Raw genomic sequence first — 13,339 nt, 5'->3', positions numbered from 1 at the left:
GGCGATCGAAGGGACAGACGCATCATGAGCACATCGACGTACGCATCCGGCACCGACGTTGGCACCGACGTTGACACCGCCGGCGCACCCGTTCCCGTTCTCTCGGTCGCTCCGGTGGTGCTGCCGGCCCCCGACCGCGCCGTGGACCTGCAGGTGCGCGTCTCCGCGCCCCTGACCGGGAGTGATCTGCCGGTCATCCTCCTCTCGCACGGGCAGGGGTACTCGAACCACCTCTCCTCGATGAACGGCTACGCCCCCCTGGTCGACTACTGGGCGGCGAACGGCTTCGTCGTGATCCAGCCCACCCACCTGAGCTCGAGCACGCTGAAGCTGGCCCCCGACACCCCCGGGGCGCCGCTGTACTGGCGATCGCGGGCCGAGGACATGCGGCGCGTTCTGGACCGGCTCGACGAGATCGAGGCCGCGGTCCCGCAGCTCGCCGGGCGCCTGGACCGCGGCAGGGTCGCCGTGGCCGGGCATTCGATGGGCGGGCACACCGCGGGCCTGCTGCTGGGCGCCCGGCTCACCGACCCGGAGGACGGAACGGAAGTGGACCTGGCCGAGCCCCGGATCTCGGCGGGTGTGCTGCTCGCCGCGCCCGGCAGGGGCGGCGACGCCCTCGTCGAGTCGATGGCCGAGAACCTCCCCTTCCTCTCGACCACGGACTTCTCCCGGATGGCGACGCCCACGCTCGTCGTCGCGGGCGACAAGGACGTCTCCGCCCACCTGACGGTTCGGGGCCCGGACTGGCACGCCGATCCGTACGTCCTCGCCCCGGGTCCCAAGTCCTTGCTCACCCTGTTCGGCGCGGAGCACGGTCTCGGCGGCATCTCGGGATACGACGTGGCCGAGACCACGGACGAGAACCCCGAGCGGGTGTCCGCGGTCCAGCGGCTCACCCGGGCCTATCTCCGTTCCACGCTCTATCCCGGGGATCCCGCGTGGCAGTCGGCGTGCGAAGCGCTGACGCTCGGCCCCGACCCGCTCGGACGGGTCGAGTCCAAGGAGGCCTGACGAGGCGTCACTGCAGCCCCGCCGGGCGGGATGGTCGGTCCCCGGCGGCCGGTCCCCGCCGTGTGCGGGCGTCGAGGACCGCGGCGGTGAAGCCCGCCAGCTGGGCCCGCATCTCCGCGCGGGAGACGCCCTTCTCGCCCGCCAGGTACGCGACCAGGTCGGCCCGGGTGGCGGCGAGCGGCGCGTGGGCGGTGAAGTCGCTGTCGGCCGGACCGGGGATGCGGTGCAACAGGTCCCGGAGCAGCGCGTGCCAGCGCTCGTAGTGCTCCGTCCGGTAGGGCTGTCCGCGCCGCTTCCCTCCAGCGCCGGCGCGAGGTGGCGGTTGTCGAGCTTGAGGCACAGGACCGCGTCGAGCAGGGCCGGTACGCGCTCGAGGGCGGGCGTTGCCGGCCCCCCAGCGGCCGCGGACCCCGTTCGACCGCCTCCCTGACCGGTTCGAGGCGCGCCTCGTACAGCGCGCGGATCAGCCCGGTGCGATCGCCGAAGGCGCGGAAGAGGGTCGCTTTGCCGACGCCGGCCGTGGCCGCGATGTCGGCCATGGTCACTTCGTCCGGGCTCCCGCAGTCGGCGACGAGGGCGTCGGCGGCGGCGAAGACGGCCGCCCGGTTGCGAACCGCGTCCTTGCGGGGCTTGCGTTCGGCGGTCATGCGGTCATGCGGTCATGCGGTCATGGGGTTCCCTCCCGGTTGCGATACGGACCCTCACCGGCCGCCCGCCCCACCGTTTCCGGCTGGTCGCCGAACGCGATCTGTCCGCGTTCGCCGCGAGCCCGGCCTGATCGGCAAGACACCCCTAGACCGCGTAACGGTCCGGGGCGAACAGGGAGGGGTTCGCCGCGATCCAGTCCGATGTGCGGCGCAGGCCCTCCTCCAGGCCGACCCGGGGCCGCCAGCCCGCCCAGTCGCGGGCCCGGGAGTTGTCCGACAGCAGCCGCTGGACCTCGCTGCCCGACGGGCGCAGCCGGGTCGGGTCCACCACCACCTCCGCATCCCGGCCGGAGGCCGTGATCAGAGCCTCGGCCAGGGCTCCGACGGAGATCTCCTCGCCGGTGCCGAGGTTGACCACCTCGCCCAGCGCCCGGTCGCACTCCGCCACCGCCAGGAACCCCTCGGCCGTGTCCGTCACGTACGTGAAGTCCCGGGTCGGTGTGAGCGAGCCGAGCCGGATCTCCCGGGATCCCGCGTGCAGTTGGGCCAGGATCGTCGGGATGACCGCGCGCGCCGACTGGCGCGGCCCATAGGTGTTGAAGGGGCGTACCACCGTCACCGGCAGTTCGAAGGCGTGGTGGAAGGAGAGCGCCATCATGTCCGCGCCGATCTTCGACGCGGAGTACGGGGACTGCGGCTGCAGGGGGTGGCCCTCGGAGATCGGTGCGGTCAGCGCGGTCCCGTAGACCTCGCTGGTCGAGGTGTGCACGAGGCGGCGCACGCCGTGCCGGCGGCAGGCCTCCGCCACGTTCTGCGTACCGGTCACGTTCGTCTGCACGTACGCGCCCGGCGAGGCGTAGCTGTACGGGATGCCGATCAGCGCGGCCAGGTGGAAGACGGTGTCGCAGCCGGCCACCGCGTCGCTGACCCGGCCCGCGTCGCGGACGTCGCCCGCCCACATCTCCACCGGGCCGGCCGCGCCGTCCGGGTCGGCGAGGTAGCGCGCCAGGTGTCCCTTCTCGGCGTACGGCTTGTAGTGGACGAAGGCGCGCACCCGCGCGCCGCGGGACACCAGCAGGTCGACCAGGGTCGAGCCGATGAACCCCTCGGCGCCGGTGACGAGGACGGTGCGGTCGGTCCAGCTGTTCATATGCGCTCCAGGCGGGGGTGGGGGTGGGAGTCGGGGTGGGGGACGAAGCCGGCGACGCGCAGGACCTGCGCCGCCAGCAGTTCGGCGGCCCGCGCGTGCGGGCCGGGGTCGGCGGCGCCCGCCATCGCCGCGAGCCGCGCCGGATCGGCCAGCAGCGGGCCGATGAGGCCGGCCAGGCGTTCGGCGGTGGTCTCGGCGTCGGGCAGCAGAAATCCCGCGCCCGCGTCGGTCAGCACCCGCGCGTTGTGGGTCTGGTGGTCGCCGGGGGCGTACGGATACGGCACCAGGACCGCCGGGACCCCGGTCGCCGCCAGCTCGGCGACCGTCGCCGAGCCCGCGCGGCACACCACCAGGTCGGCGGCCGCGTAGACGAGGTCCATCCGGTTCAGGTACGGCACCGCCCGCGCGATGCGCTGCCCGCCGGAGGCTGCGAGATCGGCCACCGCGGCGGGGAGCGCGTCCGGGCCGGTCTTGACCAGGAGCTGTACGTCGTCGCGGTACTGCCACAGACCGGCCAGCGCGGCCGCCGCCCGGGTGAGGCGGACGGCGCCCAGGCTGCCGCCGTTGAAGACGACCAGCCGCCGCCCCGCGGGGACCCCGAGGGACCGCCGGGCCTCGGCGCGCAGGACAGCCCGGTCCGGCCCGGGGAGCTCCGCGAGGCTCGCGAGCGCCGCGGAGATCGGCATCCCCGTGGTCAGGGCCCGGTCACCGCCCGAGAGATGGACCCGGCTGCGGTCGAAGGCCACCGCGACGTGGGGGGTGAGGCGGGCCGCGAACTGGTTGGCCCGGCCGGGCACCGCGTTGGACTCGTGGATCACGGCCGGCAGCCCGGCCAGCCGTGCCCCGAGCACGGCGGGCGCGCTCGGATAGCCGCCCATGCCGACGACGACGTGGGCGCCCTGGGCCCGGATCACCGTGCGGGCCTGGTGCGCCGAGCGCAGCAGAGCCGCGGGCAGCAGATAGCGCTTCGCGCCCAGCGCCGGGTCGAAGGGGATCATGTCGACGGTGTGCAGGCGGTGGCCGGCGCCGGGGATCAGCTCGGTCTCCAGGCCCCGCTCGGTCCCGATGAACGAGACCACGGCTGCGGGGACGGCGGCGCGGAGCGCCTCCGCGAGGGCCAGGCCCGGATAGATGTGCCCGCCGGTGCCGCCCGCACCGATCACGACGGAGAGGGCCGCAGGTGTGTGTGGTGTGGTCATGGGCGCACACTCCCGGTGCGCCCTAAGAACGTTCTAAGAGGTTCTCTCAGAAGCCTTTGGCAGGCTTTGCCCCATGAGCTCCACGGACAGCACAGGTAACACGGCCGGGCAGCGGATCCTCGTCGTCGACGACGAGCCCGAGGTACGGGTGGCCGTCGAGGACGGGCTCAGCGTCGAGGGGTACGAGGTGCGGGGCGCCGCGGACGGACTGGCGGCCCTCTCGCAGGTGGCGGTCTGGGAACCCGACGCGGTCGTCCTGGACGTGATGATGCCCGTACTCGACGGGCTCGCCGTCTGCCGGCAGCTGCGGGCGCTGGGCGACCGCACCCCCGTCCTCGTCCTCACCGCGCTCGACTCCGTCAGCGAGCGCGTCGACGGGCTGGAGGCGGGCGCCGACGACTACCTCGTCAAGCCGTTCGCCCTGGACGAGCTGGTCGCCCGGGTACGTGCGCTGCTGCGGCGGGCCGCGCCCGGACCCGCCGGCTCCACCCAGCTCGCCTTCGCCGACCTCGTCCTCGATCCCGCGACCCGCACCGGGCGCCGGGGCGGCCGCCCGCTGGAGTTCAGCCGTACCGAAGCGGCCCTGCTGGAACTGCTCCTGCGCCACCGCGGCCAGGTGCTCCCGCGCGAGCTGATCCTGGAGCTGGTCTGGGGACGGGACTTCGGGCCGGACTCCAACTCCCTGGCCGTCTACGTCGGCTACCTGCGCCGCAAACTGGAGGCCGGCGGCGAGCCCCGGCTGGTCCACACCGTCCACGGGGTCGGCTACCGGCTGGATGCGGCGTGAGCGGCGGCCGCCGGCGGCTCGGCCGGGCCTGGCGCAGGCGCCGGCCCCTGCGGACCCGGCTGGCGCTGTCCGTCACCGCCGCCGTGGCCCTCGTGGCCGTCGGGGTGTGTGCGGCGGCGTTCCTGGTGGTCCGGACCGCGCTCTACCAGCAGCTCGACCTCAGCCTGACCCAGTCCGCGCGGCTCGCCGCCCAGCGCAACCCCGGGTCAGCGCCGGGCACCCTGGCGGGGGAGTGCCGCTTCCTGGCGGCTCCCGCCTGCGCGGACGTGGTGGCCGCCGACCCGGCCAAGGACCCGGCAACGCCGGGACTGCTCCCCGTGGACCCGGCCGCGCGGGAGGTCGCCGAGGGCGAGCGGGCCCCGTACTACACCAACATCACGCTGGCCGGGCACCCCGCCCGGATGCTCACCACCGACTACGCCAAGGGCCGGGCGCTCCAGGTCGCGCTGCGGGCCGACACGGTCGAGGACGGCATCGAGGAGGCGGCCTGGTGGCTCGTGCTGACGGCGGCGACCGGTGTGCTGCTGGCCGCGCTCCTCGGGTACTGGGTCTCGCGCACCGGGCTGGCCCCGGTCACCCGGCTCACCGCGACGGCCGAGCGGATCGCCGCCACCAGGGACCCCCGGCACCGGATCGAACTGCCGCCGCCGGGGCGGGAGGACGAGATCACCCGGCTGGCCACGAGCTTCAACACCATGCTGGGGGAGCTGGAGCAGTCCGTCACCGCGCAGCGCCGCCTCGTCGCGGACGCCTCGCACGAACTGCGCACCCCGCTGACGGCACTGCGGACCAACGCCGAACTGCTGGCGCGGGCCGACCGGCTCACCCCGGACCAGCGCGAGCGGGCCTCCGCCGCGCTGGGGCGGCAGCTGCGGGAGGTGACGGGCCTCGTCAACGACCTGATCGAGCTGGCGCGCGACGAAGAGCCGCAGCCGCTGGTGGAACAGGTCCGGCTGGGCGCACTGGTGGAGCACTGCGCGCAGGCCGCGCGGACGCACTGGCCGGCCGTTCCGTTCCGGGTGCGGGTGCCGGCCGAGCCCGTCGTGGTGCCGGGCGTCCCGGCGCGGCTGAGCCGGCTGCTGGGGAACCTGCTGGACAACGCGGCCAAGTTCAGCCGCAGCGGGCTGCCCGTGGAGGTGGACCTGGTGGCGGGCGTCCCGGGCGGCCGGGGCCCGGAGCTGACGGTCCGTGACCACGGGCCGGGCATCTCGACGGAGGACCTGCCGTACGTCTTCGACCGGTTCTACCGGGCCGGGGCGGCCCGGGCCCTGCCGGGGTCGGGGCTGGGCCTGGCCATGGCACGGCAGATCGCACGGGCGCACGACGCCGAGCTGACGGCCGAGGCCGCCCCGGGCGGGGGCGCCCTGTTCCGGCTCACGTTCTGAGCGCCCCGGCGTCTCGTACTCCTTCGGGGTGGGCGTTACGGGGCGGGCGGGGCGGGGAACCGGTCCCACACGCGGTGCTCGGCGAGCAGGGCTGCCAGAGCCTTCGACGCGGAGACCGGGGTGGCTGCGTCGACGACGCCGGGAGCGCCGGCCGGGACCCCTGCCTCCTCCAGTACGGCCCCCGCTCCGTCCCAGCCGCCGATGGCCTTGGCGTGCCGGAACATCTCCGATACCAGCAGGAGCACCCGGGGGTCGGTGGCCGGGAGCCGCACGCCCTTGCTCCGGCCGCCCTTCGCCCGGCCCGCCTTGGCGTCACGGGCCCCGGCGGCGTCCGCCGCGGGTCCGGGTGCGCCGGCGAGGAGCAGGGCGTCGAACTCGATGGACCGGGCGGTGGCGAACGTCCGCTGTACGGTGACGGCGGCCTTGCCCGTGCCGAGGGAGCCGCCGGTCGGGGCGATCACCAGGGGCGTCATCCCGGCGGCGCGTACGGCCTTCTGCGCGGCGGCGACCCCCTTCACGTCGCTGTCCGGGCCGGCGACGATGCCGACGACCCGCCCGTCCAGCGGCCAGGTCCGCCCGACCTGGGACAGGGCGGGGCTGGGCTCGACGCTCGCGAGCGGCTCCGCGGCGGCGGGGGCGGGGAGGCCGAGACCTGCGGCCACCTGCTCGCACAGTGCGGGGTCGATGCGGGCGAGAACGGTGAGCACGCGCTTCCTGATGGTCTCCTCGTAGCACTTGGACAGTTCGAAGGTGTAGGCGGCGATGATGTGCTCGCGCTCCACCGGCGTCATGCTGAGCCAGAACTGACGGGGCTGGCTGAAGTGGTCGTCGAAGGACTCCGGGGCCGCCCGTTCCTTGCGGGCCGGCGGCAGGCCGACCGGTACCTCGATGAAGGCGGCCGTGTCCTCGCCCGCCAGGAACGGGCAGCCGCCGTCCAGGCTGTTGGGGCGGTAGGGGGCGACACCCGAGTGCACTGCGGTCTGGTGCATGCCGTCGCGGAGCATGTCGTTGACGGGTGCGTGGGGCCGGTTGACCGGAATCTGGCCGAAGTTGGGGCCGCCGAGCCGGCTGATCTGGGTGTCCAGGTAGGAGAAGAGCCGTCCGGCCAGCAGCGGGTCGTCCGTGACGTCGATGCCGGGAACCAGGTGGCCGGGGTGGAAGGCGACCTGTTCGGTCTCGGCGAAGTAGTTCTGCGGGTTCGCGTTCAACGTCATCAGGCCGATCGGCCGGACAGGGGCCAGCTCCTCGGGGACGATCTTCGTCGGGTCGAGCAGGTCGATGCCCTCGAAGGTCTGGTCCGGGGTGTCGGGGAAGGTCTGGATCCCCAGTTCCCACTGGGGGAAGGCACCGGCCTCGATCGCGTCGGCGAGGTCGCGCCGGTGGAAGTCCGGGTCCATCCCCGCGGTGATCTGGGCCTCCTCCCACACCAGCGAGTGCACACCGAGCCTGGGCTTCCAGTGGAACTTCACCAGCGTCGTGGCGCCCTCGGCGTTGACCAGGCGGAAGGTGTGGACACCGAAACCCTCCATCATCCGGAAGGAGCGCGGGATGCCCCGGTCGGACATGTTCCACAGGGTGTGGTGCGTGGCTTCGGTGTGCAGGGACACGAAGTCCCAGAAGGTGTCGTGGGCGCTCTGGGCCTGCGGGATCTCCCGGTCCGGGTGCGGCTTCCCCGCGTGGATGACGTCGGGGAACTTGATCGCGTCCTGGATGAAGAAGACCGGGATGTTGTTGCCCACCAGGTCGAACGTGCCCTCGGCCGTGTAGAACTTCGTCGCGAAGCCCCGGGTGTCCCGCACGCTGTCGGCCGACCCGCGGGATCCGAGCACGGTGGAGAAGCGCACAAAGACCGGAGTCTCGGCGCCCTTCGCCAGGAAGGCGGCCTTGGTGACCTGGGCCGCGGTTCCGTAGCCGGTGAAGACGCCGTGCGCGGCCGCGCCCCGGGCATGGACCACGCGCTCGGGGATCCGCTCGTGGTCGAAGTGCGTGATCTTCTCCCGCAGGTGGTGGTCCTGGAGGAGGACGGGGCCACGGGCTCCGGCCTTGAGGGAGTGGTCGCTGTCGTACAGCCGGGCGCCCTGCGCCGTGGTCAGGTACGGGCCGGCCTGGGCGACGGCAGCGGCCGGCGCCCCGGTGGCCTGACCGGTGGGACTCAGGGTGTCGGGCCCGCTCTGGTCGGCCTTGGGCGGCAGGGGCTCCCGCGGCGTCACGGGTTCGGCGAGCGAGGGCGGCCCGGGAGCGGGCGCCCCCGGGGTCACGTCCCGGCCGCGGGGCGTGGACCGAGGGGTGGGCGCAGGGCCGGCGGTGGCCTTGCCGGACGTCGCCTTGCCGGGCTTGACGGCCTTGCCGGACGTCGTCTTTGCCGCCTTCTTGACCATGACGTTCCTTCCACTGATCGAGGCATGGCGGGTTCCCTCACCCGAGGTCGACCGCCGGTGAAGCATCGACTACCCGATATACCCCGAATAATCCATTTCGCACCGCTGCTATCCGGCGCGGTACTGCCCCTGGCCCTGACTCTGACCTCGCCCCTGCTCCTGATGACGGCCGGCGCTGTCGCCGTCGAACCAGTAGTCGCCGGCCGCGAGGTAGCGGAAGGAGCGGCCTGCCCCGGCTGCCAGGGCGGCGGGCGGGGCCTCGGTCGGCCCCGCGAGCGGGACCTCGGTCTGATCCATACGGCGCTTGCGTTCGAGCACGGCGGAACTCCAGTCCGGAACGGGAGATACGGGGGTCCGCATCAGGATGACCCAGAGGCGTGTGCCACGCAGGTCGACCCCGGCCTCCGCAGTGCCCTCAGTCCGGGCACTGGATCCTGTGGAGGAACCCGTCGACGTCCCAGGACTCGGCCCCACGCGCCACCAGGAGGTAGGACTGCTCGAGAAAGTCGCTCACCTGGGCTGCGTCAGCGATCAGCACCGCCGACTCGTAGCCGGCCTGGGTGTACCCCCACAGCTCCATGACCAGAGTTCTGTGTCCGTCCGCCCACCGGGGGCGGAGGCTGATTTCGCCGGCCCCCACCGGGCGGTGCACTCCCTCGGCCAGCATGTCCCGCTCGAAGTGCCACGGAATGGGTTGCCCGCTGTCGAGCAGGAAGTCGAACCGGACCGCGTAGGGGTCGGACGGGTCGTAGACGGCCCGCGTCGGCACCGGCAGGAGGCTGCCGGCCACGGCGAGTTGCGTCGAGATCGTGTCGGAAAGACAGGTCGGCAAGGGGACCTCCACGGGGCAAACGGGTGACCGGCCCTCGCATGCCCGCCGAACGTGCCCCGCACTCTGGGCCAACCGTATGAATCCCGCCTCGTGCGGTGTGATCGTCATCCGGAGGGGATCCGGAAACTCCCGCGTATGCCGCGAGGGCGGCAGGGCACACGGGCTGTCGGAGGTGGTAACCGTGGTTCCCCTGTTGCTCGTTCTGCTGCTCGTCCTGGTCCTCTTCGGCGCGGGTTTCGCGGTCGAGGTCCTGTGGTGGGTCGCGCTCGCGGTCCTGGTGCTGTGGCTGATCGGCTTCGTGGCCCGCCCGGCGAGCGGTGGCGGACGCTGGTACCGCTGGTAGCTCGCGATCGACGGCGTGAGCCGGACCGGCCCGGCTTCGGCCGGCCGAACGGCACGGCCAGGACCCCGGGTGGGAACGGCGCGGCCGCGCCGATGCCCGGGGGACGATGCGAAGGCCGTCGTCCTCGCCGCGCGAGATAGTCCCAATTCGTCTAGTTTGTCCCCGTCAGGGTTCCTCACGACAAAGGAGTTCACCATGGCTGACAAGGGAAAGATGGACCAGGCCAAGGGCAAGGCCAAGGAGGCCGCCGGCAAGGTCACCGGAAACGACCGGATGAAGACCGAAGGCAAGATGGACCAGGCCAAGGGCAAGGCCAAGGAAGCGATGGGCGAAACCGAGGAGCGCGCCCGTGGCGTCCAGGACTCGCTGCGTGACAAGCGCGACAGGACCTGATCCCGCCCCGACGGGTCCCCTCGGGGCTCGTGGGTGAACAGGATGCGGCCCCCGGCGCCTCGGCGCCGCGGGGCCGCCCCCCTGTTCCCGACGCCCCGGCGTCCCGACTTCCCGGTTCCGCACCGCAACCGCACCACACCGTGCCACAGGGCGCGGCACGAGAGAGGCAGCCCCCGATGGACAGCCAGGACAAGGACAACCCGGCGGCCGAAGTGGTGGTGGCAGTCGGCGACTGCTCTTCCGAGGACGCGCACGCCGTTCTCGACCTGCTCGAGCGTTCCTTCCCGGCGGAGGCCGCGGCGGGCGGCCCGGCGGAAGGCGGCCGGGCCGCAACCGTGTGGAGCGCGACCCTCGACGCCGCGAAGCCGGCGAGGCCCGCGGAAGCGGGGGAGCGGCAGGCAACCGCCGTCCGGCTGAAGGACACGGTCAGTGTCACCCTCCAGGGAGGCCCCCGTGCGGTGGAGCGGGTGCAGGCCGCGCTCGCCGGGCACTTCACCGTCGAGGACCTGGGAGCCGTATCGGGCGACCAGGAGAAGGAGATCGGCCTGCGCATCCGGTCCTGAGTGCGGACCGTGCACGGACCGTGTACGGGCGCCGACTCAGGGCAAACGCGCTGCATGACCGTACCCAAGACAACCGTTCTCGTCCTCGACAGCGCCGAGCCCGAGCTGCTGGCAGGGTTCTACGCCGAACTGCTCGGTGGCACGACGGCGCCGGCGCCGGACGACGGGGACCTCCTCCTCGTCACCGGCGGCACCGGAGTGGTGGTCGGAGTCCGTCGCGACCCGGACCACGTCCCGCCGAGCTGGCCGCTCCCGGAGGGTTCCCAACAGGCCCATCTGTGCATCCTCGTGCAGGAACGGTGCCTCGACGACGCCGAGCGCGAGGCCGTGAACCTCGGCGCCCGCCCGGTGGCCGCGGAGGACGACGGCAGCCTGCCGGGCAGCCGGACGACCCTGCGCCGCTACGCAGACCCGGCCGGCCACGGGTTCGTCCTCATCGCGGTCCGCGAGGACCTCCCCGCCGGAAGCTCTCCCCGATAGGCGTTCCCGGAGCGGACGACGTGCGCTTCGCCGGGTCGGGAGGCGTCCGGCTGCCGCGTGCCCTTGGATGGGCCGTACGCGGACGGACCGACCACCAGCTCCGGAGACCGGCATGAGGAAGATCAAGGCGCAGCTGTTCATCTCGCTCGACGGCGTCGTCGAGGCGCCCGACCAGTGGCACTTCCCCTACTTCAACGAGGAGATGGGGGCAGCCGTCGACGCCACCCTCGGCCGGGCCGACACCCTGCTGCTCGGGCGCAGGACCTACGACAGCTTCGCGGGCGCCTGGCCGGACCGGGAAGCGGGAGGCGGGGAGGACGCCCCGTTCGCCAAGGTGCTCGGTGACGCCCGCAAGATCGTGGTGTCCAACAGCCCTCTCGACTTCACCTGGCGCAATTCCGAGCAGCTCGCCGGCGAGCTCACCACCGCGGTCGCCGCACTGAAGAACGAGCCGGACGCGGACACCCCCGTCTGGATCAGCGGCTCGGTCTCCGTCGTACGCCAGTTGGTGGCCGCCGGGCTCCTGGACGAGCTGAACCTCCTGCTGCACCCGATCGCCGTGCGCAACGGCCTGCGCCTGTTCGAGGAGGACGCGCCGTCGATCCCGCTGGAGCTGGTGTCCGCCGAGACCTTCCGGACCGGTGTGCTGAACCTCTTCTACGCCGTGGCCGCCGCACCCGGCGAAGGGTCGTACGAGGATGCCACGACCCACCTGCCCCAGCCCCCCCAGCCCTAGCGGGTGCGGCGCATGCCCGGCGTTCGGCCCGGTCGGGGGAGTGACGGGCGCGTCTTCTTGATCGCGGCGCTGGCGGGCTGTCCGGTCGGGCTGGTCGGCGGCGGATTCCGGTGGTGCCTGGAGCACGCCGACAGCCTGCGCGCTTCGGTTCTGGAGGCGGCTGCCCGGCTGGGGGCGGTGGGCTGGCTGATCCCTGTCGTCCTCACCGCGGTGGGCGCCGCGGTGGCGTGCCTGATCGCCCAGCGGGTCCCGCACGCGGCGGGCAGTGGGATCCAGCACGTGGAAGCCGTGTGGCGGCAGGAGGCCGAGGCCCGTACGGCCTGGCTGGTGCCAGCGAAGTTCGTGGGCGGTCTCGTCGCGATCGGCTCGGGCCTGGTCCTGGGAAGAGAGGGGCCGATCGTCCACATGGGCGCCGCGATCGGGTCCGCGGCGGGCCGGCGCGGCCGGCTGGTCGCCGAGGACGCCCGCATGCTGCACACCGCGCTCGGTGGGGCGGGCCTGGCGGTGGCGTTCACCGCTCCGCTGGGCGGGGTGCTGTTCGTCTGCGAGGAGGTGACCCGCACGGTCCGGCCGCGTCTGGTGCTCCTGACGATCGTCGGCACCGTCACGGCGGTGGCCGTCTCCCAGCTCATCGTGGGCGACGCGCTCGTCCTTCCGCTGCCGGCCGTCCCCGCCCCGTCGTTGTGGATGCTGCCGGTGTTCCTGCTCTGCGGGATCGCGGCCGGGGCGCTGGGCGCGGTCTACGGCGCCCTCGTCGTACGGACACTGGAGGTGTGCGACCGGCTGACGCGGGTGCCCCTCGTGGTCCGTGCGGCGGGCATCGGAGCCGGGGTCGGCGCGCTGATGGCCCTCGATCCCCTCCTCACGGGCGGTGGTGACCAGCTGAGCGAGCGCCTGCTCGCGGGCGGAAGCCTGACGGTGGCGGCGCTGGTGGTCTGCCTCGCCGTACGGTTCCTGGCCGGGCCGCTGAGCTACGCGGCCGCGACTCCCGGCGGGCTGTTCGCTCCGCTGCTGGCCCTGGGAGCCCTGTGGGGGACGCTCACCCACGCGCTCGCCTCCCCCCTGCTGCCGGCCGACTCGGCGGGCCCGGCCGTGTTCGCCGTGGTGGGGATGGCGGCCGTGTTCACCGGCGTCGTACGGGCACCGCTCACGGGAGTCGTCCTGGTCCTGGAGATGACGGGTGCCGGCGTCCTCCTGATGCCCTTGCTGGTCGCGTGCTTCGCCGCGACCGTGACCGCGGACCGGCTGGGGAGCGAACCCATCTACGACACCTTGCGGCGCCGGATGCTGGAGCGCGCCTGACGACTGCCGGGCCGGACCGGGCTCTCCCTTCCCTTTCCTCCCCTTCCCGCCGGTGCGGAACGGCCACCACCCACAGGCGGCCACCCGGGTGACTTCCGCCCGGACCGCGGCCCGGCACGGGCCCCCGCAC

General features: G+C 73.4%; 14 protein-coding genes and 1 pseudogene. 9 read left to right on the top strand and 6 right to left on the bottom strand.

Going from position 1 to position 13,339, the window contains the following annotated elements; translation table 11 throughout:
- Window positions 1–24 precede the first annotated feature (24 nt).
- Complete coding sequence (locus ACGFZK_RS10565) at window positions 25–1,014, top strand: alpha/beta hydrolase family protein (protein ID WP_393848468.1); 990 nt, start codon at window positions 25–27, stop codon at window positions 1,012–1,014.
- A 7-nt stretch (window positions 1,015–1,021) separates the two neighbouring features.
- Here ACGFZK_RS10565 and ACGFZK_RS10560 read toward each other — a convergent pair.
- The 3 genes and pseudogenes from ACGFZK_RS10560 to ACGFZK_RS10550 form a co-directional block, all read right to left on the bottom strand.
- A pseudogene (locus tag ACGFZK_RS10560) lies at window positions 1,022–1,661 on the bottom strand (TetR/AcrR family transcriptional regulator).
- 145 nt (window positions 1,662–1,806) lie between these two features.
- A complete protein-coding gene (locus tag ACGFZK_RS10555; RefSeq protein WP_393848467.1) occupies window positions 1,807–2,811 on the bottom strand; it encodes an SDR family NAD(P)-dependent oxidoreductase in 1,005 nt (334 codons plus the stop codon).
- Complete coding sequence (locus ACGFZK_RS10550; protein ID WP_393848466.1) at window positions 2,808–4,010, bottom strand: glycosyltransferase; 1,203 nt, start codon at window positions 4,008–4,010, stop codon at window positions 2,808–2,810. The genes ACGFZK_RS10555 and ACGFZK_RS10550 overlap by 4 nt, the downstream gene beginning before the upstream one ends.
- Window positions 4,011–4,083: 73 nt before the next feature.
- On the opposite strand from ACGFZK_RS10550, the gene ACGFZK_RS10545 reads away from it, so the two are divergent.
- Both ACGFZK_RS10545 and ACGFZK_RS10540 read left to right on the top strand, forming a co-directional pair.
- On the top strand, window positions 4,084–4,797 hold the full coding sequence (locus ACGFZK_RS10545; RefSeq protein ID WP_393848465.1) for a response regulator transcription factor: 714 nt from the start codon (window positions 4,084–4,086) through the stop codon (window positions 4,795–4,797).
- On the top strand, window positions 4,794–6,182 hold the full coding sequence (locus tag ACGFZK_RS10540; RefSeq protein ID WP_393848464.1) for a sensor histidine kinase: 1,389 nt from the start codon (window positions 4,794–4,796) through the stop codon (window positions 6,180–6,182). Before ACGFZK_RS10545 ends, ACGFZK_RS10540 begins: the two co-directional genes overlap by 4 nt.
- Window positions 6,183–6,217: 35 nt before the next feature.
- On the opposite strand, the gene ACGFZK_RS10535 is transcribed toward ACGFZK_RS10540, so the two are convergent.
- From ACGFZK_RS10535 to ACGFZK_RS10525, 3 genes are all read right to left on the bottom strand, one after another.
- Complete coding sequence (locus tag ACGFZK_RS10535) at window positions 6,218–8,560, bottom strand: catalase (RefSeq protein WP_393848463.1); 2,343 nt, start codon at window positions 8,558–8,560, stop codon at window positions 6,218–6,220.
- A 108-nt stretch (window positions 8,561–8,668) separates the two neighbouring features.
- Entirely contained in the window at window positions 8,669–8,878 is a 210-nt protein-coding gene (locus ACGFZK_RS10530; protein ID WP_393848462.1) for a hypothetical protein, read from the bottom strand.
- Between the two features lie 97 nt (window positions 8,879–8,975).
- On the bottom strand, window positions 8,976–9,392 hold the full coding sequence (locus ACGFZK_RS10525; RefSeq protein WP_393848461.1) for an SsgA family sporulation/cell division regulator: 417 nt from the start codon (window positions 9,390–9,392) through the stop codon (window positions 8,976–8,978).
- 181 nt (window positions 9,393–9,573) lie between these two features.
- Between ACGFZK_RS10525 and ACGFZK_RS10520 the strand changes: the two genes are divergently transcribed.
- The 6 genes from ACGFZK_RS10520 (at window position 9,574) to ACGFZK_RS10495 (ending at window position 13,209) form a co-directional block, all read left to right on the top strand.
- On the top strand, window positions 9,574–9,735 hold the full coding sequence (locus ACGFZK_RS10520) for a hydrophobic protein (RefSeq protein WP_393848460.1): 162 nt from the start codon (window positions 9,574–9,576) through the stop codon (window positions 9,733–9,735).
- A 195-nt stretch (window positions 9,736–9,930) separates the two neighbouring features.
- A complete protein-coding gene (locus ACGFZK_RS10515; protein WP_393848459.1) occupies window positions 9,931–10,128 on the top strand; it encodes a CsbD family protein in 198 nt (65 codons plus the stop codon).
- A gap of 176 nt (window positions 10,129–10,304) precedes the next feature.
- Window positions 10,305–10,691 carry a hypothetical protein gene (locus ACGFZK_RS10510; protein ID WP_393848458.1) on the top strand — a complete coding sequence of 129 codons (387 nt, stop codon included), beginning with the start codon at window positions 10,305–10,307 and terminating at the stop codon, window positions 10,689–10,691.
- A 54-nt stretch (window positions 10,692–10,745) separates the two neighbouring features.
- Window positions 10,746–11,171 (top strand): VOC family protein, encoded by a 426-nt coding sequence (locus ACGFZK_RS10505; protein WP_393848457.1) that lies wholly within the window; start codon window positions 10,746–10,748, stop codon window positions 11,169–11,171.
- Between the two features lie 112 nt (window positions 11,172–11,283).
- Window positions 11,284–11,907, top strand: coding sequence for a dihydrofolate reductase family protein (locus ACGFZK_RS10500; RefSeq protein ID WP_393848456.1), 624 nt, complete (start codon window positions 11,284–11,286; stop codon window positions 11,905–11,907).
- A gap of 57 nt (window positions 11,908–11,964) precedes the next feature.
- On the top strand, window positions 11,965–13,209 hold the full coding sequence (locus tag ACGFZK_RS10495; protein WP_393848455.1) for a ClC family H(+)/Cl(-) exchange transporter: 1,245 nt from the start codon (window positions 11,965–11,967) through the stop codon (window positions 13,207–13,209).
- Window positions 13,210–13,339: the final 130 nt, after the last annotated feature.

The organism is Streptomyces sp. NPDC048257, assembly GCF_043201855.1.
Classification (GTDB): domain Bacteria; phylum Actinomycetota; class Actinomycetes; order Streptomycetales; family Streptomycetaceae; genus Streptomyces.
Note: the sequence above shows the minus strand (reverse complement) of the source record. Positions and strands in the feature narration are given on the sequence as shown.